The 21,792-nt window shown below is 71.3% G+C and carries 20 protein-coding genes; 10 read left to right on the top strand and 10 right to left on the bottom strand.

The window, feature by feature from the left end:
* Nucleotides 1-2 precede the first annotated feature (2 nt).
* Genes OG509_RS22390 through OG509_RS22370 form a run of 5 tightly spaced genes read right to left on the bottom strand, consistent with a single transcriptional unit; the run spans nt 3 to nt 3,772 of the window.
* The gene (locus tag OG509_RS22390; protein WP_406187649.1) at nt 3-629 is read right to left on the bottom strand and encodes a NuoI/complex I 23 kDa subunit family protein; all 627 of its coding nucleotides are present in this window, start codon (nt 627-629) and stop codon (nt 3-5) included.
* On the bottom strand, nt 626-1,585 hold the full coding sequence (locus OG509_RS22385; RefSeq protein ID WP_385584235.1) for an NADH-quinone oxidoreductase subunit H: 960 nt from the start codon (nt 1,583-1,585) through the stop codon (nt 626-628). The genes OG509_RS22390 and OG509_RS22385 overlap by 4 nt, the downstream gene beginning before the upstream one ends.
* Nucleotides 1,582-2,775, bottom strand: a complete 1,194-nt coding sequence (locus tag OG509_RS22380; protein WP_406184251.1) for an NADH-quinone oxidoreductase subunit C — start codon at nt 2,773-2,775, stop codon at nt 1,582-1,584. Before OG509_RS22380 ends, OG509_RS22385 begins: the two co-directional genes overlap by 4 nt.
* A complete protein-coding gene (locus OG509_RS22375) occupies nt 2,772-3,374 on the bottom strand; it encodes an NADH-quinone oxidoreductase subunit B (protein ID WP_385584241.1) in 603 nt (200 codons plus the stop codon). Before OG509_RS22375 ends, OG509_RS22380 begins: the two co-directional genes overlap by 4 nt.
* Nucleotides 3,365-3,772, bottom strand: coding sequence for an NADH-quinone oxidoreductase subunit A (locus OG509_RS22370; protein WP_030163040.1), 408 nt, complete (start codon nt 3,770-3,772; stop codon nt 3,365-3,367). The genes OG509_RS22375 and OG509_RS22370 overlap by 10 nt, the downstream gene beginning before the upstream one ends.
* 147 nt (nt 3,773-3,919) lie before the next feature.
* Here OG509_RS22370 and OG509_RS22365 point away from each other — a divergent pair, with 147 nt between their 5' ends.
* From OG509_RS22365 to OG509_RS22345, 5 genes are all read left to right on the top strand, one after another.
* Complete coding sequence (locus tag OG509_RS22365) at nt 3,920-5,113, top strand: sensor histidine kinase (RefSeq protein WP_406184248.1); 1,194 nt, start codon at nt 3,920-3,922, stop codon at nt 5,111-5,113.
* Between the two features lie 267 nt (nt 5,114-5,380).
* Complete coding sequence (locus OG509_RS22360; RefSeq protein ID WP_406184247.1) at nt 5,381-6,664, top strand: sensor histidine kinase; 1,284 nt, start codon at nt 5,381-5,383, stop codon at nt 6,662-6,664.
* Nucleotides 6,665-6,795: 131 nt separating this feature from the next.
* Nucleotides 6,796-7,455 carry a response regulator transcription factor gene (locus OG509_RS22355; protein ID WP_324289370.1) on the top strand — a complete coding sequence of 220 codons (660 nt, stop codon included), beginning with the start codon at nt 6,796-6,798 and terminating at the stop codon, nt 7,453-7,455.
* A 280-nt stretch (nt 7,456-7,735) separates the two neighbouring features.
* On the top strand, nt 7,736-9,679 hold the full coding sequence (locus OG509_RS22350; protein WP_406184246.1) for a 2-oxoacid:acceptor oxidoreductase subunit alpha: 1,944 nt from the start codon (nt 7,736-7,738) through the stop codon (nt 9,677-9,679).
* Nucleotides 9,672-10,739, top strand: a complete 1,068-nt coding sequence (locus tag OG509_RS22345) for a 2-oxoacid:ferredoxin oxidoreductase subunit beta (protein WP_406184245.1) — start codon at nt 9,672-9,674, stop codon at nt 10,737-10,739. The genes OG509_RS22350 and OG509_RS22345 overlap by 8 nt, the downstream gene beginning before the upstream one ends.
* Before the next feature lie 34 nt (nt 10,740-10,773).
* Here the strand turns inward: OG509_RS22345 and OG509_RS22340 are convergent, their stop codons facing one another.
* Nucleotides 10,774-11,136 (bottom strand): winged helix-turn-helix transcriptional regulator, encoded by a 363-nt coding sequence (locus OG509_RS22340; RefSeq protein ID WP_385584255.1) that lies wholly within the window; start codon nt 11,134-11,136, stop codon nt 10,774-10,776.
* 104 nt (nt 11,137-11,240) lie between these two features.
* Here OG509_RS22340 and OG509_RS22335 point away from each other — a divergent pair, with 104 nt between their 5' ends.
* The 3 genes from OG509_RS22335 to OG509_RS22325 all read left to right on the top strand — a co-directional run bounded on the left by OG509_RS22335 (nt 11,241) and on the right by OG509_RS22325 (nt 14,771).
* Complete coding sequence (locus OG509_RS22335; protein ID WP_406184244.1) at nt 11,241-12,095, top strand: NAD(P)H-binding protein; 855 nt, start codon at nt 11,241-11,243, stop codon at nt 12,093-12,095.
* Nucleotides 12,096-12,278: 183 nt separating this feature from the next.
* Nucleotides 12,279-13,244 carry an EamA family transporter RarD gene (gene rarD / locus OG509_RS22330; protein WP_406187648.1) on the top strand — a complete coding sequence of 322 codons (966 nt, stop codon included), beginning with the start codon at nt 12,279-12,281 and terminating at the stop codon, nt 13,242-13,244.
* Between the two features lie 210 nt (nt 13,245-13,454).
* Nucleotides 13,455-14,771 carry a M28 family metallopeptidase gene (locus OG509_RS22325; RefSeq protein WP_406184243.1) on the top strand — a complete coding sequence of 439 codons (1,317 nt, stop codon included), beginning with the start codon at nt 13,455-13,457 and terminating at the stop codon, nt 14,769-14,771.
* A gap of 13 nt (nt 14,772-14,784) precedes the next feature.
* Here OG509_RS22325 and OG509_RS22320 read toward each other — a convergent pair whose 3' ends face one another.
* From OG509_RS22320 to OG509_RS22305, 4 genes are all read right to left on the bottom strand, one after another.
* On the bottom strand, nt 14,785-15,183 hold the full coding sequence (locus OG509_RS22320; RefSeq protein WP_385584265.1) for a hypothetical protein: 399 nt from the start codon (nt 15,181-15,183) through the stop codon (nt 14,785-14,787).
* Nucleotides 15,180-15,449 (bottom strand): plasmid partition protein ParG, encoded by a 270-nt coding sequence (locus tag OG509_RS22315; RefSeq protein WP_053688055.1) that lies wholly within the window; start codon nt 15,447-15,449, stop codon nt 15,180-15,182. The genes OG509_RS22320 and OG509_RS22315 overlap by 4 nt, the downstream gene beginning before the upstream one ends.
* 43 nt (nt 15,450-15,492) lie before the next feature.
* Entirely contained in the window at nt 15,493-16,710 is a 1,218-nt protein-coding gene (locus tag OG509_RS22310; protein ID WP_406184240.1) for a LolA family protein, read from the bottom strand.
* A 230-nt stretch (nt 16,711-16,940) separates the two neighbouring features.
* Nucleotides 16,941-17,951, bottom strand: a complete 1,011-nt coding sequence (locus tag OG509_RS22305) for a polyprenyl synthetase family protein (protein WP_406184239.1) — start codon at nt 17,949-17,951, stop codon at nt 16,941-16,943.
* A 190-nt stretch (nt 17,952-18,141) separates the two neighbouring features.
* On the opposite strand from OG509_RS22305, the gene OG509_RS22300 reads away from it, so the two are divergent.
* Together OG509_RS22300 and OG509_RS22295 are read left to right on the top strand one after the other, a co-directional pair.
* Nucleotides 18,142-19,668, top strand: a complete 1,527-nt coding sequence (locus OG509_RS22300) for a peptide MFS transporter (RefSeq protein WP_406184238.1) — start codon at nt 18,142-18,144, stop codon at nt 19,666-19,668.
* Nucleotides 19,669-19,689: 21 nt separating this feature from the next.
* Nucleotides 19,690-21,696 (top strand): CocE/NonD family hydrolase, encoded by a 2,007-nt coding sequence (locus OG509_RS22295; protein ID WP_406184237.1) that lies wholly within the window; start codon nt 19,690-19,692, stop codon nt 21,694-21,696.
* Nucleotides 21,697-21,792 lie beyond the last annotated feature (96 nt).

Below are 21,792 nucleotides of genomic sequence, written 5' to 3'. Positions count from 1 at the left end.
GGTCACGCGTCTCCCTCCGGGGTGGTGGGGGTGTCGGTCCCGGGCGTCGTGGGCTCGGTGGTCTCGGCGGCGGCTGCTGCTGCGGCTTCGGCTGCTGCCGCGGCGGCCGCTGCTTCGGCCTTCTCCACCGCCTTGCGGGCGGCGGCGATCTCCTTGGGCTCCTCCGCGGCCGGGTCCAGGGCGGGCGGGGCCGGGACGGTCCACATCCACTCGCGCAGCTTGTCGCGCTCGTGGGTGAGTTCGAGGATGTCCGTCTCCGCGTACTCGAACTCCGGCGACCAGAAGAGGGCGTCGAAGGGGCACACCTCGATGCAGATGCCGCAGTACATGCAGAGGGAGAAGTCGATGGCGAAGCGGTCGAGGACGTTGCGGCTGCGCTCGCGGCCGCCGGGGGCGGCGGCCGGGACCGTCTCCTTGTGGGAGTCGATGTAGATGCACCAGTCGGGGCACTCGCGGGCGCACAGCATGCAGACCGTGCAGTTCTCCTCGAACAGGCCGATGACCCCGCGGGTGCGGGGCGGGAGCTCGGGCTGCACTTCGGGGTACTGGGCGGTGTGCGCGCGCTTCGTCATCGTGCGCAGGGTGACGGCGAGGCCCTTGGCCAGGCCGGATCCGGGGATGGGCATCAGCTGATCGCCACCTTCACGATGCCGGTGAGCGCGATCTGGGCGAGCGCGAGCGGGATGAGTGTGGTCCAGGCGAGCTTCTGGAGCTGGTCCTCGCGAAGGCGCGGGTAGCTGACGCGGAGCCAGATCACGACGAAGGCGAGGACCGCGGTCTTGAGCAGGGTCCAGACCCAGCCGTCGGCGATCGGGCCGTGCCAGCCGCCGAGGAAGAGGACGGTGGTGAGGGCGCAGAGGACGACGATGCCGGCGTACTCGGCGAGCAGGAACAGCGCGAAGCGCAGGCCGGTGTACTCGGTGTACGCGCCGAAGATGATCTCGGAGTCGGCGACGGGCATGTCGAAGGGTGGCCGCTGGAGTTCGGCGAGGCCGGCGGTGAAGAAGACGAGCGCGCCGGTGATCTGCCAGGGGAGCCACCACCACTGGAAGGCGCCGACGATGCCGGGGAGGGACACGGTCCCGGCGGCCATCGCGACGGATGCGGCGGCGAGCAGCATGGGGAGCTCGTACGCGAGGAGCTGCGCGGCGGTGCGCAGGCCCCCGAGCAGGGAGAACTTATTGGCGGAGGCCCAGCCGGCCATGAGGCTGCCGAGGACTCCGACGCCCATCACGGCGAGTACGAAGAACAGCCCGGCGTCGATGACCTGGCCAACGGCGCCTTCGCCGGGCCCGATGGGGATGGCGACGAGGACGAGGAGGTACGGGAGCAGGGCGACGGCGGGGGCGAGCTGGAAGATGCGGCGGTCGGCATTGGCCGGGACGATGTCTTCCTTCTGCGCGAACTTCACGCCGTCGGCGACGAGCTGGGCCCAGCCGTGGAAACCGCCTGCGTACATGGGGCCGAGGCGGCCCTGCATGTGGGCCATGACCTTGTGCTCGGTCTGCCCGACGACGAGCGGGAGCACGAGGAACACGGCGAAGACGACGATGAGTCGCAGCGCGACGTCGAGGACGTCGTTCACGCGTCGCCTCCGTTGGTGTCGGATTCGGATTCGGGGGTGCCGTCGGGCGCGGACTCCGCGCCGGGTGCGGGCTCCGGCTCGGCGTCGGGCCGCGGGCCGGCCTTGGGCGTGGTCTTCGGCTCGCCCTTCGGGCCCGGGTCGGCCGCGGGCGTGGCTTCGGGCGTGGGCTCCGGTTCCGTGAACGCGGGCTGGGGGTTGTGCCAGGGCGCGTCCGCGCTGCGGGGGGCGGGGCGCCGGCCCGGCGCCACGGTGCGGCCGCGCACTGCCGGGCCCTCCGGAGGCGGGGGCGCATCGGCCTGCCCGGCCTCGGCTTCAGGCTCCGCCGGGGGGACGGCCTGGCTGGCCGAGCCGTCCGAAGCCGAACGGGTACGGCGGGGCGGGCGCGGCGGGGCGTCGGCCTGCGGGGCGTCGGCCTGCGGAGCGGCGGTCTGCGGAGCCGCCTCGGCTTCCGGCTGCGCCGGGGGGACGGCCTGGCTCGTCGAGCCGTCCGCCACCGAGCGGGTACGGCGCGGCGGGCGGGCGGGGGCTTCGGCAGCCTCGGCTCCCGGCGCGCCCGCGGCCGCCGCGCGCGGGGTGCGGGCGGCGCGGGTGGGGCGGGTGGGGGCCGGGGGGAGCTGGCCCTTCATGGGACCCCAGTCGTTGGGGTCCGGGACGCCCGGCGGGAGCATCTGGCGGCGCTTCGGGGCGTCGGGGTCGTGCGCCTCGCCCGGCTCCTTGGCACCCGGCCAGGCCTTCGCGACGCGCGCGGCCAGCACGAAGTCCTTCCGCAGCGGATGGCCTTCGAAGTTTTCCGGGAGGAGGAGCGGGACCAGGTGCGGGTGGTCCGTGAAGACCACTCCGAACATCTCGTACGTCTCGCGCTCGTGCCATTCCGCGCCCGCGTAGACCGCGACCGCGGAGGGGAGGGAGGGGGCCGTGTGCGGGACCGTCGTACGCAGGAGCAGGCGGCGTACGCGGTGGTTTTCGAGGGACACGACGTGCGCGCAGACCCGGAAGCCCGTGCCCGGCTCGTCCACCGCGCTCAGCCAGTCGAAGTACGTGCAGCCCAGCTTGTCCCGGGCGATCTCCAGCGCCGGGATCCAGCTTCCGACCGGGACGTCCACCGTCAGGACTTCGTACGCGTACGAGGCGGTGGCCTCCGCGCCGAAGATCGTGGCGGCCGCGTCGGGGAGGGAGTCGTAGAGGTTCATGCGCCCGCTCCCGGGGCCGGCGGGGGCTTGACCAGGCCGCTCGTGAGCTGGGCGGTCGAGGGGTCCGTCGCGTAGCGGTCCGCCAGCGACTCCCTGGCGATCTTCTCCTGGAGCTTGAGGATGCCCTGGAGCAGCGCTTCCGGCCGCGGCGGGCAGCCGGGGACGTAGACGTCGACCGGGATGATCTGGTCGACGCCCTTCGTCACCGAGTACGAGTCCCAGTACGGCCCGCCGCAGTTGGAGCAGGCGCCGAAGGAGATGACGTACTTCGGCTCCGGCATCTGCTCGTACAGCCGCTTCACGGCCGGCGCCATCTTGTCCGTCACCGTGCCCGAGACGATCATCAGGTCCGCCTGGCGCGGGCCGGGGGCGAACGGGATGACGCCGAGCCGGATGAAGTCGTGCCGGGCCATCGACGCGGCGATGAACTCGATCGCGCAGCAGGCGAGGCCGAAGTTGAAGACCCACAGGCTGTAGCGGCGGCCCCAGTTCAGGACCACCTTCATGGGCTCGGGCGCGAGGCGGGAGAGGACTCCCAGGCGCTTGGGCTCCGGGAGCAGCTGGGGCTCGGCCGAGGTCCCGGCCGGTGTCACGTCCATTCGAGGACGCCCTTCTTGTACGCGTAGAGCAGGCCGACGGCCAGGAAGCCCAGGAAGATGAACATCTCCACGAGCGTGGTGGCGCCGTAGCCGGCGGCGGCGAACACCGTCGCCCACGGGAAGAGGAAGATCGAGTCGACGGCGAAGATGACGTAGAGGAACGCGTAGACGTAGTAGCGGACCTGGGTGTGCGCCCAGCCCTCGCCGACGGGGTCCACGCCGCATTCGTACGTCAGCAGCTTCTCAGGGGTCGGGACGACCGGTCTCAGCAGGCGGCCCGCGCCGAACGCGACGGCCACGAAGAGCACACCGAGGACGGCCAGCAGGCCGACGACCGAATAACTCCGGAAATAGTCCGCTGCGAGCACGGTTACGGTCGATACCGTTGGGTCGGGCACGTCCGTTCCTCGCTCCTTGGCCACTGTCGATGATCTGGTACGGACGGGAGTCTAGGGCCTGGTCCGCACAGGGTGGGGTTATCCCCCGTTTACGGGGGCCCGGCTCCCCCATGGCACCCGCGGGCCGAAATTGGCAGGCTGTGCCGCATGACCGCGCGCATTCAAGTCTCCCACCCGGGCCCCGACAACGACCGGCCTCCGCCCGTACGGCCCGCCCTGGGGGCCGTGGCGTGGAAAGAGACCGTCCATCTGCTGGGCAATCTTCCGCTCGCGCTCGTCGGTTTCGTCTACACGGTGACCATGGTGGCGACCGCGGGCGGCCTGTCCGTGACCGCGATCGGTCTTCCGCTGCTCGCGCTCGGTCTGCTCGGGTCCCGCCAGCTGGGGCGGGTGGAGCGGGCGCGGGCGCGCGTGCTGCTGGGCGTACGGGTGGAGGAGCCGACTCCGCTGCCGGGGCCGCGGCGGGCCGGCGGGTTCTTCCCGTGGCTGTGGGCGGGCCTGAAGGACCCGGTGGCGTGGCGGACCGTGCTGTACGAGCTGGTGCGGCTGCCGTGGGGGGTGCTGACGTTCACGGTGGCGCTGGTGGGGCTGCTGGTGCTGTGGCCGGTGCTGCCGTACCTGGTGCGCTGGCTGTCGAACGTGGACCGGCTGATGGTACGAGGGCTGCTGTCGCCCTCGGACGAGCTGGAGCGGCGCATCGCGGAGCTGGAGTCGGACCGCGGGGTGGTCGTGGACACCGCGGCGGCCGACATGCGGCGCATCGAGCGGGACCTGCACGACGGGGCGCAGGCGCGCCTGGTGGCGCTCGCGATGGGGCTGGGCCTGGCGAAGGAGAAGCTGCTGGAGGATCCGGACGCGGCGGCGGCGATGGTCGACGAAGCGCACGGGGAAGTGAAACTGGCGCTTCAGGAGCTGCGGGACCTGGCGCGCGGGATCCACCCGGCGGTACTGACGGACCGGGGGCTGGACGCGGCGCTGTCGGCGGTCGCTTCCCGGTGCGTGGTGCCGGTGAAGGTGGCGGTGGATCTGGAGGAGCGGCCCGCGGCCGCGATCGAGGGGATCGCGTACTTCACGGTGTCGGAACTGCTGCAGAACGTGAGCAAGCACGCGGGGGCGCGGGGGGCGAGCGTGGAGGTGTGGCGGACCTCCGGGACCGCTTCGGGGCGGCTGCTGATACGGGTTTCGGATGACGGGCGGGGCGGGGCCGGCGTGGGGGGCGGGTCGGGGCTGGCGGGGCTGGCGGAGCGGCTGCGGGCGGTGGACGGGGTGTTCGCCGTCGACTCCCCCGAGGGGCAGGGGACGGTGGTGACGGCGGAGCTGCCGTGGCGCGTGCGCGGCTGATTTCGCCGACCGCGACCTTTTGAGCGGGACTCCCGTCCGGGTGGGGCGGGGGTCCCGGTGGTGTTTTGGGGGTCCTGGTGATGTTCTGCGGGTCCCGCCGGTGGGGCTGGGGTCGGCCGGGACGGCGGCGGGTCCAGTGCGGGTGGACCGGGCGGTGGTGGGGTTATCCCCACCATGGGGACGCCTACCCGCCCGATGGTTCGGGGGGCTCCCGGGCGGGAGGGTGGGGATGTGCTTACGGGAAGCGTCGAGAGGGCGGGTTGGGCTATGGGATTCGTACGGGCGTTGCGGGCTCCCGTCGAGGGGCGGACCTGGCGGGAGTTCGGGTATCTGGTGCTCGGGCTGCCGCTGAGCCTGCTGTACTTCTCGCTCGCGATCACCGGGGTCAGCCTCGGCGCCGGGCTGCTCGTCACCTTCCTCGGGGTCCCGGTCCTCGCCGGGGTGCTCGCCATGTGCCGCGGGTTCGGGCGGGTCGAGCGGGGCCGGGCTCGGGCCATGCTCGGGGTCGACATCGCCGAGCCGGCGCCGATCCGGGCCCAGAAGCGGGGTCCGCTCGCCGCCATGGGGGCCCTGCTCAAGAGCGGCAGCGCCTGGCGGCACGCGCTGTACTCCGTGATCCACCTCCCCTGGGCCGTCTTCGCCTTCACCGTGGCACTGGTGTTCTGGACGTACGGCTGGGCCTTCCTGCTGTACCCGGTCTGGTTCTGGGTCTTCCCGGCCTACACCGACTGGCCCGGGCTCCAGCTCTTCCAGAACGACGACTACACCTTCTACCTCGACTCCCCCGCCGAGATCGCCCTCGCCTTCCTGGTCGGGCTGGCCTTCACCCTGGCCACGCCCTGGGTGGTGCGGGCCCTGACCACCGTCGACCGCGTCCTCATCGCCGGGCTGCTCGGGCCCTCGCGCCTCGACCACCGGGTCACGGAGCTGGAGTCCGACCGCGGGGTCGTCGTCGACACCGCCGCCGCCGACCTGCGGCGCATCGAGCGCGATCTGCACGACGGGGCGCAGGCCCGCCTGGTGGCGCTGGCCATGGATCTCGGACTGGCGAAGGAGAAGCTCGCCGAGGACCCGCAGGCCGCCGCCCGGATGGTGGACGAGGCGCACGGAGAGGTGAAGGTCGCGCTCCAGGAGCTGCGCGACCTGGCCCGCGGGATCCACCCGGCCGTGCTGACCGACCGCGGTCTGGACGCGGCGCTGTCCTCCGTGGCCTCCCGCTGCGCGGTGCCGGTACGGGTGTCCGCGGACCTGCCGGACCGGCCGGCCTCCGCCGTCGAGGGGATCGCGTACTTCACCGTCTCGGAGCTGCTCCAGAACATAAGCAAGCACTCCGGGGCCCGTACCGCGAGCGTGGACGTGTGGAAGTCCGGGGACCGGCTGCTGATCCAGGTCGCGGACGACGGGCGCGGCGGCGCGAGCAGCGAAGGCGCCGGCACCGGGCTGGCCGGTCTCACCGAGCGGCTGGACGCCGTGGACGGGGTGCTGGTCGTGGACTCCCCGGCCGGCGGCGGCACCACCGTCACCGCCGAGCTCCCCTGGCGCTCCCGTTAGGGGGCGTCCGGCCAGCCCCTGTTTTTCGATGATCCCGACTCGCCTCCATCCGGCCCCCGGGCTGGGATGCTTGGCTGCGTCAGGTACATCGGACGACGTGGACTCGGGAGCTGCTGGACGTGGAAGACAGGGTGCGGGTGGTCATCGCCGAGGATTCAGTGCTCCTGCGTGAGGGCCTGACCCGGTTGCTGACCGACCGGGGGCATGACGTCGTGGCCGGCGTCGGGGACGCGGAAGCCCTGATCAAGACGGTGGCCGAGCTGGCCGCCGAGAACGCACTGCCGGATGTGGTGGTGGCCGACGTACGGATGCCGCCGACGCATACCGACGAGGGCGTACGAGCGGCGGTACGGCTGCGGCGCGAGCATCCTGGTATAGGCGTGCTCGTACTGTCGCAGTACGTGGAGGAGCAGTACGCCACCGAACTGCTGGCCGGTTCCAGTACCGGGGTGGGGTATCTGCTCAAGGACCGGGTGGCCGACGTGCGGGAGTTCCTGGACGCCGTCGTACGCGTGGCCCGGGGCGGGACCGCCCTGGACCCGGAGGTGGTCGCCCAGCTGCTCGGCCGCAGCCGGAAGCAGGACGTGCTGGCGGGGCTGACCCCGCGCGAGCGCGAGGTGCTGGGCCTGATGGCCGAGGGTCGCACCAATTCGGCCGTGGCCAAGCAGCTCGTGGTCAGCGACGGAGCGGTGGAGAAGCACGTCAGCAACATCTTCATGAAGCTCGGGCTGTCACCGAGCGACGGGGACCACCGGCGAGTTCTGGCCGTTCTCACCTACCTGCGGTCTTGATCGAAAGATCCGGGGCATTGATCAAAGCCTTGATCAACTGACACCCTGTCAGGTGCGGCGTTACCGCACCCGGCCGCCGGGGGCTCGCACTATTTCTGCACGGCACGAAATCTCGGAATCTCTCGGAATCCCGTGGACCCGCGTAATCCCACGGGATTCTCTCGACAGACCGCCGCAGACGACGGTCCAGAATACGAGCGTCCCCCGAGAAGGCCGGCCCTGCCGACGTAGGGTTGACCTTGGGAACGGGAACGCCACGCCTCGAAGGAGGTCCAGTTCAGTGACCAGCCAGGTCAGTAGTCCAGCCGAACAGGCCGACGGGGCCGAAGGTGCCGTAGTCGGCGAACAACGGACGCCCCCGGCCCCCGGCGGCAAGGAAGTACGCCGCCTGGACCGGGTGATCATCCGCTTCGCGGGTGACTCGGGGGACGGCATGCAGCTCACGGGTGACCGGTTCACCTCGGAGACGGCTTCCTTCGGGAACGACCTCTCCACGCTGCCGAACTTTCCGGCCGAGATCCGCGCCCCCGCCGGCACCCTGCCGGGTGTGTCGTCGTTCCAGCTGCATTTCGCCGATCACGACATCCTGACGCCGGGCGACGCCCCGAACGTACTGGTCGCGATGAATCCGGCCGCGCTGAAGGCGAACATCGGGGACGTCCCGCGCGGCGCCGAGATCATCATCAATACCGATGAATTCACCAAGCGCCCGATGGCGAAGGTGGGCTATGAGACCTCGCCGCTGGAAGACGGTTCGCTGGGCGCGTACAACATCCACCAGGTGCCGCTGACCACGCTCACCGTCGAGGCGCTGAAGGATTTCGGGCTCTCCCGCAAGGAGGCCGAGCGCAGCAAGAACATGTTCGCGCTCGGGCTGCTGAGCTGGATGTACCACCGGCCCACCGAGGGCACGGAGAACTTCCTGCGGCAGAAGTTCGCGAAGAAGCCCGACATCGCCGAGGCGAACGTGGCCGCGTTCCGGGCGGGCTGGAACTTCGGCGAGACCACGGAGGACTTCGCGGTCTCGTACGAGGTGGCCCCGGCGACCCGAGCCTTCCCGACGGGCACGTACCGGAACATCTCCGGGAACCTGGCCCTGTCGTACGGGCTGATCACGGCGAGCCGGCAGGCCGATCTGCCGCTCTACCTGGGCTCTTATCCGATCACCCCCGCCTCGGACATCCTGCACGAGCTGAGCAAGCACAAGAACTTCGGCGTACGGACCTTCCAGGCCGAGGACGAGATCGCGGGCATCGGCGCGGCGCTCGGGGCGGCCTTCGGCGGCGCGCTCGGCGTGACCACGACCTCCGGGCCCGGAGTCGCGCTCAAGTCCGAGACGATCGGTCTCGCGGTCTCCCTGGAGCTGCCGCTGCTGATCGTGGACATCCAGCGCGGCGGTCCGTCGACGGGTCTGCCGACCAAGACGGAGCAGGCGGACCTGCTCCAGGCGATGTACGGGCGCAACGGCGAGGCCCCGGTGCCGGTCGTGGCCCCGCGGACACCCGCCGACTGCTTCGACGCCGCCCTCGAAGCCGTGCGGATCGCGCTGACGTACCGCACCCCGGTCTTCCTGCTCTCCGACGGATACCTCGCGAACGGCTCCGAGCCCTGGCGGATCCCGGACGTCGCCGACCTGCCGGACCTGAAGGTTCAGTTCGCCTCCGGGCCCAACCAGCAGCTCGCGGACGGCACCGAGGTGTTCTGGCCGTTCAAGCGCGACCCGCAGACGCTGGCCCGCCCGTGGGCGGTACCGGGCACGCCCGGACTCGAACACCGCATCGGCGGCATCGAGAAGCAGGACGGCACCGGCAACATCTCGTACGACCCCGCCAACCACGACTTCATGGTCCGCACCCGCCAGGCCAAGATCGACGGGATCCGGGTCCCCGACCTGGAGGTCGACGACCCGGACGGCGCCCGCACCCTGGTCCTCGGCTGGGGCTCCACGTACGGCCCCATCACCGCCGCCGTCCGCCGCCTGCGCAATGTCGCCGCCCCCATCGCACAGGCCCATCTGCGCCACCTCAACCCGTTCCCGAGGAATCTCGGGGAGGTCCTGAAGCGTTACGACAAGGTAGTGGTGCCGGAGATGAACCTCGGGCAGCTCGCCACCCTGATCCGGGCGAAGTACCTGGTGGACGCCCAGTCGTACACCCAGGTCAACGGAATGCCGTTCAAGGCCGAGCAGCTCGCGAAGGTTCTCGAGGAGGCCATCAATGACTGAGGTGACCGACGCCCCCCATCTGCTCTCCCTCGTGCCGAAGGCCGAGGCCAAGCAGTCGATGAAGGACTTCAAGTCGGACCAGGAGGTCCGCTGGTGTCCCGGGTGCGGTGACTACGCGGTACTGGCAGCGGTCCAGGGCTTCATGCCCGAGCTCGGGCTGGCGAAGGAGAACATCGTCTTCGTCTCCGGGATCGGCTGCTCCTCGCGTTTCCCGTACTACATGAACACGTACGGGATGCACTCGATCCACGGCCGCGCCCCGGCCATCGCCACGGGTCTGGCCACCTCGCGCCGCGACCTGTCGGTGTGGGTGGTCACCGGAGACGGCGACGCGCTGTCCATCGGCGGGAACCACCTGATCCACGCCCTGCGCCGCAACGTCAACCTCAAGATCCTGCTCTTCAACAACCGGATCTACGGACTGACCAAGGGCCAGTACTCGCCCACCAGCGAGGTCGGCAAGATCACCAAATCCACCCCGATGGGCTCGCTCGACGCGCCCTTCAACCCGGTCTCGCTGGCGCTGGGCGCGGAGGCCACCTTCGTCGCCCGGACCGTCGACTCCGACCGCAAACACCTCACCGAGGTACTGCGCGCGGCCGCCGACCACCAGGGCACGGCGCTCGTGGAGATCTACCAGAACTGCAACATCTTCAACGACGGCGCCTTCGAGGTCCTCAAGGACAACGCCCAGGCGCAGGAGGCCGTGATCCGGCTGGAGCACGGGCAGCCGATCCGCTTCGGCGCCGACGGACACAAGGGCGTCGTACGCGACGAGGCCACCGGGGAGCTGGAGGTCGTCACGGTGACCCCCGAGAACGAGTCCCGGATCCTGGTCCACGACGCGCACGGCACCGGCCCGACCACCGCCTTCGCCCTGTCCCGGCTGGCCGACCCGCACACCCTGCACCAGACGCCCATCGGGGTCTTCCGCAGCGTGGAGCGGCCGGTCTACGACACGCTGATGGCCGAGCAGCTGGATGCGGCCGTCGACGCCAAGGGCAAGGGCGACCTCAGCACCCTGCTCGCCGGCAACGACACCTGGACGGTCGTCGGCTGACCCGCGCCTTCCCGAACGGACGGCCCGGAGTTCCTCAGGAGCTCCGGGCCTCGTCGTACGCGGCCCGCGCCGCCTGGACGTCGGTGGTGCGCCGCTCGGTCCAGCGGGCCAGCGCCCACACCTGCTCGGCGGCCTCGCGTCCCAGCTCGGTCAGCGAGTAGTCCACGCGCGGCGGGATCACGGGCTTGGCGTCGCGCAGCAGGAATCCGTCGCGCTCCAGTGTCTGGAGGGTCTGGGCCAGCATCTTCTCGCTGACGCCGCCCACCTCCCGGCGCAGCTCGCTGAACCGGTACGAGCGCTCGACGAGCGCGGCCAGCACCAGGACGCCCCAGCGGCTGGTGACGTGCTCCAGCACTCCGCGGGAGGGGCACATCGGAGCCTTCACACTTACTTCCATACCAGTACCTTACTTTGAAGTGGGTACTTACGAAAGGTTAGCGCTCTCCTTAAGGTGGTGCCATACCCCGAAGCAAGACACGGCCCCACGCAAGGAGCGCACCCATGAGCATCGTCGTCACCGGAGCCACCGGATCCCTCGGCCGCCTCGTCGTCGAGGAACTGCTGAACCAGGTCCCCGCCGAGCGCGTCGCCGTCGTCGTCCGCAGCGAGGAGAAGGCCGCCGACCTGGCCGCCCGCGGGGTCGAGGTGCGCGTCGCGGACTACGACGCCCCCGAGACCCTGGCCGGCGCCTTCCGCTCCGGCGACCGCGTCCTGCTGATCTCCGGCAACGAGGTCGGCCGCCGGGTACCGCAGCACCTGGCCGTGATCGCGGCCGCGCGGGCCGCCGGCGTCGCCCAGCTCGCGTACACCGGGATCCTCGGCGGCCCCGAGGCCGACTTCGACCTGGCCGCCGAGCACAAGGTCACCGAGCAGGCCATCCTCGACTCCGGCCTGCCCCACACCTTCCTGCGCAACGGCTGGTACCACGAGAACTACACCGCCAACCTGGGCACCGTCCTGGAGCACGGCGCGGTCGTGGGCAGCGCGGGCGCGGGCAGGATCGCCTCCGCCGCGCGGGCGGACTACGCCGCCGCGGCGGCCGCCGTACTGACCGGCGAAGGCCACCTGAACCAGGTGTACGAGCTCTCCGGCGACTCCGCGTGGAGCCTGGCGGAGTACGCGGCCGAGGTCGCGGCGCAGACCGGCAAGGAGGTCGCGTACAGCGAGGTCCCGGCCGAGGCGCACCTGTCGATCCTGACCGGCGCCGGGGTGCCCGAGGGCTTCGCGGCGATCCTCGTCGACGTGGACGCTGCGATCTCCCGCGGCCGGCTGGCCCACACCGGCGGGGACCTGTCCCGACTCATCGGCCGCCCGACGACCCCGGTGGCCCACGCCATCGCCTCCGCCCTGGCCTGAGCGAGCCACCTCGGCCTGAGCCGAGCCGTCTCGGCCTGAGCGAGCCGTCTCGGCCTGAGTCCGCGTCGCCGCGGCCACGCAAGACCCCGGAGATGTCATGAGTATCTCCCGCAAACGGGCATGACATCCGGTCCGCCCGGCGCTACCTTCGTGAGGTTGGCCGAATTACGACTGGAGGGCCCCGTGAAGGCGGAGAACGAACAGCGCACGGGTTTGCTCTACGGATTCGGCGCATACGGGATGTGGGGGCTGGTCCCCCTGTTCTGGCCGCTGCTCAAGCCGTCCGGGGCCATCGAGATCCTCGCCCACCGCATGGTGTGGTCGCTGGGCGTGGTCGGGATCCTGCTGCTGGCCATGGGCCGCTGGGCCTGGATACGTGACCTGCTCCGCCAGCCCCGCAAGCTGGGCCTGACCGCGCTGGCCGCGTCGGTGATCTCCGTGAACTGGGGCCTGTACATCTGGGCCGTCAACAACGGCGCGGTCGTCGAGGCCAGCCTCGGCTACTTCATCAACCCGCTCGTCACCATCGCGATCGGCGTGCTGCTCCTCGGCGAGCGGCTGCGCCGGGCGCAGTGGGCGGCGGTCGGCATCGGCGTGGCCGCCGTACTGGTCCTCGCCGTCGGGTACGGGCGGCCGCCGTGGATCTCGCTGGTGCTGGCCTTCTCCTTCGCCGCGTACGGGCTGATCAAGAAGAAGCTCAACATGGGCGGGGTCGAGTCGCTCGCCGCCGAGACCGCGCTGCTGTTCCTGCCCGCCCTCGGCTACCTGCTGTGGCTGGGCGCGCAGGGCCGGTCGAGCTTCGCCACGGAGGGCCTCGGGCACGCCTCGCTGCTCGCCGCGACCGGGCTGGTCACCGCGATCCCGCTGGTCTGCTTCGGGGCGGCCGCGATCCGGGTCCCGCTCTCCACGCTCGGGCTGCTCCAGTACCTGGCCCCGGTGTTCCAGTTCGGGCTCGGCGTCGTGTACTTCCACGAGGCGATGCCGCCGGAGCGCTGGGCCGGATTCTCCCTGGTCTGGGCCGCGCTGGCGCTGCTGACCTGGGACGCGCTGCGCACGGCACGCAAGAACCGGGCCCGGCTCGAAGCGGCCCGCGCAACCGCCGGGCCGGTGGCGGCCGCCCCGGCCGGCCGCGCGCCCGAGCCGGCATAGCCCCACCGCGCGCCCCGATACCCCCACGATCCCCGCTACGGAACCTCCGTAGCGGGGATCGTCCGTTTTCCGAACCACCCTGACCGAATCGCGGTCTTGACGGGCAGTCACCCTTCCACTGAACATCAGGCTCGCACTGACGCACGATCGCTCAATTGCGCCACCCCGCACGTTCCGTTCAATCCCCAACGGAATCCCGGAGTCCCCCACATGAGCCTGTCCGTCTCCCGGCGTCTCGCCGCCGTGACCGCGATCGCGGTCGCCGGCCTGTTCGCCTCCACCGCTCCCGCCGCACTCGCCGCCCCCACGGCGACGACCGCGGTGCCGACCCCGCCCGACATCCCGGTCGCCAACGTCAAGGCGCACCTGGCGCAGCTCCAGTCCATAGCCACCGCCAACGGCGGCAACCGCGCCCACGGCCGGGCCGGCTACAAGGCCTCGATCGACTACGTGAAGGCCAAGTTGGACGCGGCCGGCTTCACCACCACCCTGCAGACCTTCACCAGCAGCGGCGCGACCGGCTACAACCTGATCGCCGACTGGCCGGGCGGTGACCCGAACTCGGTGCTGATGGCCGGATCGCACCTGGACTCGGTGACCGCCGGTCCCGGCATCAACGACAACGGATCCGGCTCGGCCGCCATCCTGGAGACGGCGCTGGCCGTCTCGCGCGCACAGCTCCAGCCCACCAAGCACCTGCGGTTCGGCTGGTGGGGCGCGGAGGAGCTCGGCACGATCGGCTCGAAGTACTACGTGAACAACCTGCCGGCCGCCGAGAAGTCGAAGATCTCCGGGTACCTGAACTTCGACATGATCGGCTCGCCGAACCCGGGCTACTTCGTCTACGACGACGACCCGACCATCGAGCAGACCTTCAAGAACTACTACGCGGGCGTCGGCATCCCGACGGAGATCGAGACCGAGGGCGACGGCCGCTCCGACCACGCCCCGTTCAAGAGCGCGGGCATCCCGGTCGGCGGCCTGTTCTCCGGCGCCGACTACACCAAGACGGCGGCGCAGGCGCAGAAGTGGGGCGGCACCTCCGGGCAGGCCTTCGACCGCTGCTACCACGCCTCGTGCGACACGTCGGCGAACATCGACGACACCGCCCTGGACCGCAACTCCGACGCCATCGCGTACGCGATCTGGAACCTGGGGGCGGCCACCACGGTCCCGCCGGGCCCGTCCTTCGAGAACACCGCGGACGTGAACATCCCGGACTCCCCCGGCGCCGCGGTGACCTCGCCGATCACGGTCTCCGGCGTCACGGGCAACGCCCCGGCCACCACCAAGGTCGACGTGAACATCGTCCACACCTACCGCGGTGACCTGGTGGTCGACCTGGTGGCCCCCGACGGCACGGTCTACAACCTGCACAACCGCAGCGGCGGCAGCGCCGACAACCTCGTCCAGAGCTACACGGTCAACGCGTCGAGCGAGGTGGCCAACGGGGTCTGGAAGCTCCAGGTCAAGGACGGGGCGGCGCAGGACACCGGCTACATCAACAGCTGGAAGATCACCTTCTGAGACAGGAGCGGGTCTAGGACGGCGGGACCGTCTGCGGCTCCTGTATGAGGGCGCGGAGTTCCTCGGCGACCGCGGCGATGTCGGCGCGGCCCAGTTTGGCCGCCTCCACCAGGTCGCCGAGGTCCTCCGGCGAGGGCAGTTGCTTGGCTCCCGCCACGCGCAGGTACGAGCGCGTGGCGGCGGCCGCGTAGAACTCGTTCATCGGCGATTCCAGCGCCGGGCACACCGCGAGGGTGTGCAGAAACGCGGCGGCCCGCCACGCGGTGTCCGGGGCGGGCTGTTCGGGAACCAGGACGAGGTCGTTCTGGTGCCGGGCGACGGCGGCGGCCACCCCGGAGGGATCCCACACGGCGGGATCTGACGGGAGATGGTGGGCCAGAGCGGTCCAGGCCCACTCCATGGTGATCTTCAATTGCCGAACCGCTCCTGGAAGTAGCCCCAGTGGTCGGCGAACTCCTCGATGCCGGACAGGAAGTTCTCCCGGTCCTCGTCGAGTTCGCGTTCCGTCACCTCGGTGATCAGCGCGGTGACCGTCGTCCCCAGTGCCGCCGCGCGCGCTTTGAGGCGCTCGTGGAACTCTTCGTTCAGGCGGATGGTGACGTGTCTCGACATGCTTTTCACGGTACAGCGGGGCCGCTGTACACAGGGCCGGAACGGCCGAAGGGTGGGCAGGGACACAGTCCCCGCCCACCCTTCGGACAGTCCTACCCGCCGTACGGCACTACTTGTTGGCGTCGGCCGCCTTCACCAGCGCGTCCTTGGTGACCGCGCCGACGTAGACCTTGCCGTCGTCCGTGATCAGGGCGTTGACCAGGCGGGTCTTGAAGACCCGGCCCTCGCCGAACTTGCCGGTGACCTTGCCCCCGAGGGAGTCGAGGAACTGCTTGGCCTCCTTGGGAGTGTCCTTGCCGTTCTCGATGTCCTTCAGACTCTTTCCGGCACCGCTGTCGACGCGGGCGATGGTCGCCCAGCCCTCGCCGAGCACCTTCGTCTCGCCGCCCTTGCCGGCCGCGCCGCCCATGCCGCCCGTCAGGGCCTCCAGGCCGGGGAAGGAGTCCAGGCCCTTGAACTCCTTGCCGTGGCCGCGGCCGTCCTTGCCCGCCCCGGCAGCGCCCTCGGTCACCTTGGCGCCCTTGGGCGCGGTGAACGCGAACGTGTCGGCGGCCGGCTTGGCGAAGTCCACCTTGGTGAACCCGGCGTCGACGATCGGCTTGCCGCCCTCGGCCGAGAGCAGCTGCACCCGCAGCGGCACACCGTTCTTGGCGTCCACCGCGATCTTGACCGAGCCGACCGTGGATCCGCTCTGCTTCGGCTTCAGCACCAGCTGGTAGGCGTCCCGGCCGGCCACCTGCGCGGTCTCGCCCACGCTGACGTCCGTGGTCGGGCCGGCGGCCTTCAGCACGTCCTGGGCCAGCTGCTGGGGCGAGGCGCCGCCGAGCCGCTCGGCCGTCTTCTTCTCGTCCTTGCCGGCCGCCGCCTCGGGGTTCTTCTCGTGCCAGACCTCGTTGGCCTTGCTGTCGTACCCCCAGACGTCGGCGCCGTTGTGGACGAGGCTGTACTCGTCCTTGCCGTCCACGAACGTGAGCTTCTGGCGGTCCGGGCCGTCGGCCGCGACGCGCAGCGTGTGCGTGCCGTTCGCCAGCTGCGCGATCTTGTCCTCGGGGTTGGCCGAGCCGCCCGCGACGCCCCCGCCACCGAGGAGGCCGCTCGCCAGGGTCGGCAGACCCAGGTCGGTGCTGATCTTCGCGCTCCCGGACAGCTGCTGCACGTCGGAGGCGGCGACCTTCTCGATCAGCTGCTGCGCGGTCATCTTCGGCAGGTCGGGGCCGCCGGAGTTCGCGAAGGCCGGGACCATCGCCACGGTCGCGGCGGCCACACCCGCCACCGCTACCGGTACGGCGTACCGGGCGGCCTTGCGGGTCTTTGCGTTCGTTGCCATGTCTGCCCTACCTCTGTGTCACCCGTTCTGGTGTGTCTCCATCTGACCAAAGCGGGAGGGGTCGGGGCGTCACTCCCCGGGGCCAACTCGGCGTACGCCGCAGGGATGACACGGCGAGGGCCCGGCATCCCCCACCCGTAGGGGATGCCGGGCCCTCGCCCCTGCCGAACGGCTTGTCCGGACGTATCCGGGCGTACCCGGCCCTTGCCCGGCCCGTACCCGGCCGCGTCCTAGCCGGCGCGGTGCACCACCGCGTCGCACAGCTCCTCCAGCGCCGACTTCGCGAAGCCCTCCGGCAGCGGCGCCAGCGTGGCCCGCGCCTCCTGCGCGTACCGGACGGTGTCGCGGCGGGCCTGCTCCAGCGCGGGGTGCACCCGCAGCCGGGCGAGCACCTCGGCGTGCACGGCGTCGTCGGTCAGGTCGCCGTCGAGGAGGCCCACGAGCTCCAGGTCGTCGGGGTCGCCGCCCCGGGCGGCCATCTCGCGCAGCCGCAGCACGGGCAGCGTGGGGATGCCCTCGCGCAGGTCCGTCCCCGGGGTCTTGCCGGATTCGTGCGAGTCGGAGGCGATGTCCAGGACGTCGTCGGCGAGCTGGAAGGCGATGCCGAGGCGCTCCCCGTACTGGGTCAGGATGTCGACGACCGACTCGTCGGCGCCGGACATCAGCGCGCCGAACCGGCCGGAGACCGCGATCAGCGAGCCGGTCTTGCCGGCCATGACGTCGAGGTAGTGGGCGACCGGGTCGCGGCCGTCGCGCGGGCCGGCCGTCTCCAGGATCTGGCCGGTGACCAGCCGCTCGAAGGCCTCGGCCTGGATGCGTACCGCCTCCGGCCCGAGGTCGGCCAGGATGTGCGAAGCACGGGCGAACAGGAAGTCACCCGTCAGGACGGCCACCGAGTTGCCCCAGCGGGCGTTGGCACTGGCCACGCCGCGGCGCTCGTCCGCCTCGTCCATGATGTCGTCGTGGTAGAGCGTCGCCAGATGGGTGAGCTCGACGACCACCGCGGCGGGCACGATGCCGGGCGCGTAGGGATCGCCGAATCGGGAGGCGAGCATCACCAGCAGCGGCCGGAACCGCTTGCCCCCGGCGCGCAGCAGGTGCTGCGCGGCATCGGTGATGAAGGGGACTTCGCTCTTGGTGGCCTCCAGCAGACCCGCCTCGACGGCGGCCAGTCCCGCCTGGACATCGGTCTCAAGAGCCTGGTCCCGCACGCTCAGTCCGAACGGCCCGACGACGGTCACGAGGGGTACTCCTGTCTGCTGACGATCACGGTGACGATCACCTGGATTGTCGATGTGTCGCTGCCATCACTCAAGCCAGCGTATCCGGTCTGTTTTCGATCACCGAGAGCGGCCGCCATGTCGCCACCCGCGCACTGCCCGTTGCGCACCGGTATGTTCGTGAGGAGCCGAAACAACCGGAGAATACGTTTTGTCCAGAACTACCACCGCAACAGAGGAACCGGCGGAACCGGTCGACCCGGAGGCGGACCCGCCGCCGCCCGCCGACGACCACGCCTTCCTCGGGCATCCCCGGGGCCTCGCCACGCTGTCCGGACTGGAGGTCTGGGAGCGCTTCTCGTTCCTCGGCATGCAGGCCATCCTCGTCCTCTACTTCGCGGACACGGTGGCCGACGGCGGCCTCGGGATGGACCCGGGCACCGCGGCCTCCGTCGCGGCGGCCTACGGGACCATGGTCTACCTCGTCTCCGTCGCCGGCGGGTGGCTCGCCGACCGGATCCTCGGTTCGTACCGGGCCGTGCTCTGGGGCGGCATCCTGATCGCCTGCGGCCATTACGCCATGGCGGTGCCGACCGCCGCCATGACCTGGACGGGCCTCGGCCTGATCAGCGCGGGCACCGGCCTGCTCAAGCCCAACGTGGCCAGCATGGTCGGCAAGCTGTACCGGACGGACGACGAGCGGCGCGACGCCGGATTCGCCCTCTACTACATGGCCATCAACATCGGCGCCTTCGCCGGACCCCTGATCACCGGCTGGCTCGGCGAGCACCAGGGCTGGCACTGGGGTTTCTCCGCCGCCGCCGTCGGCATGACCGCGGGCCTCGTCCAGTACGTCCTCGGCCGCCGCCATCTGGCCGGGCGAAAGCACTCGGCCGAGTACGCCCTCGCCCCCGACGCGATGCGCCGCGCCGTGCGCCGGATCGTCGCCGGGCTCCTCGCCGCGGGCGCGCTAGCCACTCTTCTGGCGGCCCTCGGATGGCTGACGACGGGCCGTTTCGTCGACCTGCTCACGCTCGTCTCGGTGATCGCGCCCGCCGTCTACTTCGCGGTCATGTTCCGCAGCCCACGGGTGACGCGCGAGGAGCGCGGACGGCTGCGCCCGTACGTGGTGCTCTTCCTGGCCTCGGTCGCCTTCAACTTCATCCTCTTCCAGGCGTACTCGACGATGATGCTGCTCGCCTCGACGAACGCCCGGACCGAGATCCTGGGCTTCCACTTCCCCGCGAGCTGGTACGCCTCCGCGCTCGGCGCGTTCGAGGTGGCGCTCGCCCCGGTCGTGGCCGCGCTGTGGGTCCGGATGGGCCGCCGCCAGCCGCACGCCTCCAACAAGATCGCCATTGGGGTGATCCTGGGCGGCCTGTCCTTCCTGCTGATGGTGATCCCCACCTCGGGGCACGGCGGGGAGGCGTACCGGATGGCCGCCTGGTGGATCGTCGGCTCGTACCTGCTGCTCGGGCTCGGCGACGTCCTGCTGGAGACCTCCGGCATGTCGGCCACCACGAAGCTCGCCCCGAAGGCCTTCGGCAGCCAGACCATGGCGCTCTGGTTCCTCTCGCTGGCCCTGGCCAACGGCATCCAGGCGCAGGTGGTCAAGGTCTACGGCCAGGTGTCCGCTCCTCTGTACTTCGGCGTCAACGGCACGATCGCGGTGGCGGCGGGCCTGGCCGTGATCGCGCTGGCGCCGTGGCTGCGGCGCACGATGCACCCCGTCCACTGAGGCGAACGAGGTGGTTCCCGCATGATCATCCGTACCGAGTTCCCGTACGAGACGGCGCACGAGGACGTCCGGATCCCGATGCCGGACCGGGTGGAGCTGTACGCCCGGATCTGGCGCCCGCTGACCGACGAGCCGGTCCCGGCGCTGCTGGAGTACCTGCCGTACCGGCTGACCGACTGGACCGCGCCCCGCGACTGGCAGCGCCACCCCTGGTACGCGGGCCACGGCTACGCCTCGGTCCGGGTGGACGTACGGGGCCACGGCTGCAGCGGCGGGAACCCGGGCGACGAGTACGACGCGCGGGAACTGGCCGACGGGACGGCGGTGGTGGAGTGGCTGGCGGCGCAGCCGTGGTGCACGGGGTCGGTGGGGATGTTCGGGATCTCGTGGGGCGGGTTCAACTCCCTCCAGATCGCGGCACTGGCCCCCGAGGCGCTCAAAGCGGTCGTCACGGTCTGCTCGACGGACGACCGGTACGACAACGACGTCCACTACATGGGCGGCTCGGTGCTGGCCGTGGACATGCACGCGTGGGCGGCGACCATGCTGGCCTTCGCGGCGCGGCCGCCGGACCCGCTGTTCGTCGGCGACGGCTGGCGCGAGCAGTGGCTGGCGCGGCTGGAATCCGTCGAACCCCTGATCCACACCTGGCTGGCGCACCAGACGCGGGACGACTACTGGCGCCACGGCAGCGTCTGCGAGGACTACCCGGCGATCGGTGCGGCCGTGCTGGCGGTCGGCGGCTGGCACGACCCGTACCGGGACACCGTGCTGCGGCTGGTCTCGCACCTGCCCGCCGACCGGGTGCGGGGGCTGATCGGCCCGTGGTCGCACCAGTACCCGGACCGGGGGCTGCCGCCCGGGCCGGCGATCGGGTTCCTCCAGGAGACCCTGCGCTGGTGGGACCACTGGCTGAAGGGCGCCGACAACGGGGTGATGGACGAGCCCCTGTTGCGGTCCTGGATCTCGGAGTCGCATCCGCCGGCGACCACGTACGAGGTGCTGCCGGGCCGCTGGGTCGGGGACGCCGAGTGGCCCTCCCCCGCCGTCACCGCGGTCACGTACGCGCTCCAGGGCGCGCCGGTGGCCGTGGCCTCGCCGCAGCACACGGGGCTGGACGCGGGGCGGTTCTTCCCGTTCGGCAACGACGCGGACCTGCCGCCGGACCAGCGGGAGGAGGACGCGAAGTCGGCCTGCTTCGAGTTCCCGGTGGGGCGCGAGCCGGTGGAGATCCTGGGCCGCGCGCAGGTGACGGCCCGGCTGCGGATGGACGTCCCGTACGGGCAGGTGGTGGCGCGGCTGTGCGACGTGGCGCCCGACGGGTCCTCGACGCTGGTGACGCGGGGCGCGCTGAACCTCTCGGCCCGGCTGGGCCGGGACAAGGCGGTGCCGTGGCCGGTGGGCGCGTACGAGGACGTCGTCTTCGAGCTGAACGGCATCGGGCACCGGTTCGCCGCGGGCCACCGGATCCGGCTCGCGCTGTCCTCGGCGTACTGGCCGTGGATCTGGCCGCGGGCCGGTTCGCAGGCGGGGTGGACGCTGGATCCGGCGGGGAGCGCGGTGGTCCTGCCGGTCCGGGCGGCGGGAGCGGACGCCGCCGGTCCGGAGATCGGCTTCGAGCCGCCGGAGCAGGCGGAGCCGCTGGGGGTCTCGTACCCGGCCACGCTGGACGAGCCGCGGCCGGAGCGGCTGGTCGTACGGGACGTGGCGCGCGGGCGGTGGCGGCTGGAGGTGGACCCGCGGTACGGGGGCACACGGGTGTATCCGGACGGGCTGGAGTACGGGGAGGACGCGGAGGAGGTCTACGAGATCGACTCGGCGGATCCGCTGTCGGCCCGGACCCGCTCGCAGTGGCGGATCCGGTTGCACCGGCCGGAGTCGGGGTGGGACGCCCGTATCGACACCCGGTCGGAGATCTCCTGCGACGAGGGCGGGTTCGTGACCTCGAACGAGGTGGTGTGCCGGGAAGGGGAGGAGGTGGTGTTCCACCGGACGTGGGAGCGGCGGCTGCCGAGGGCGGCGGGCTGAGGACCCTGCGGGGCTGTCCCCTACCCGCCCTTCGCCCGTTCCCTGGGGCTCGCCCCAGACCCCGCGCCTCGAACGCCGGCGGGGCCGGGACTGGCC

Origin of the sequence: Streptomyces sp. NBC_01006, from assembly GCF_045162725.1 — a bacterium.
Classification (GTDB): domain Bacteria; phylum Actinomycetota; class Actinomycetes; order Streptomycetales; family Streptomycetaceae; genus Streptomyces.
Note: the sequence above shows the minus strand (reverse complement) of the source record. Positions and strands in the feature narration are given on the sequence as shown.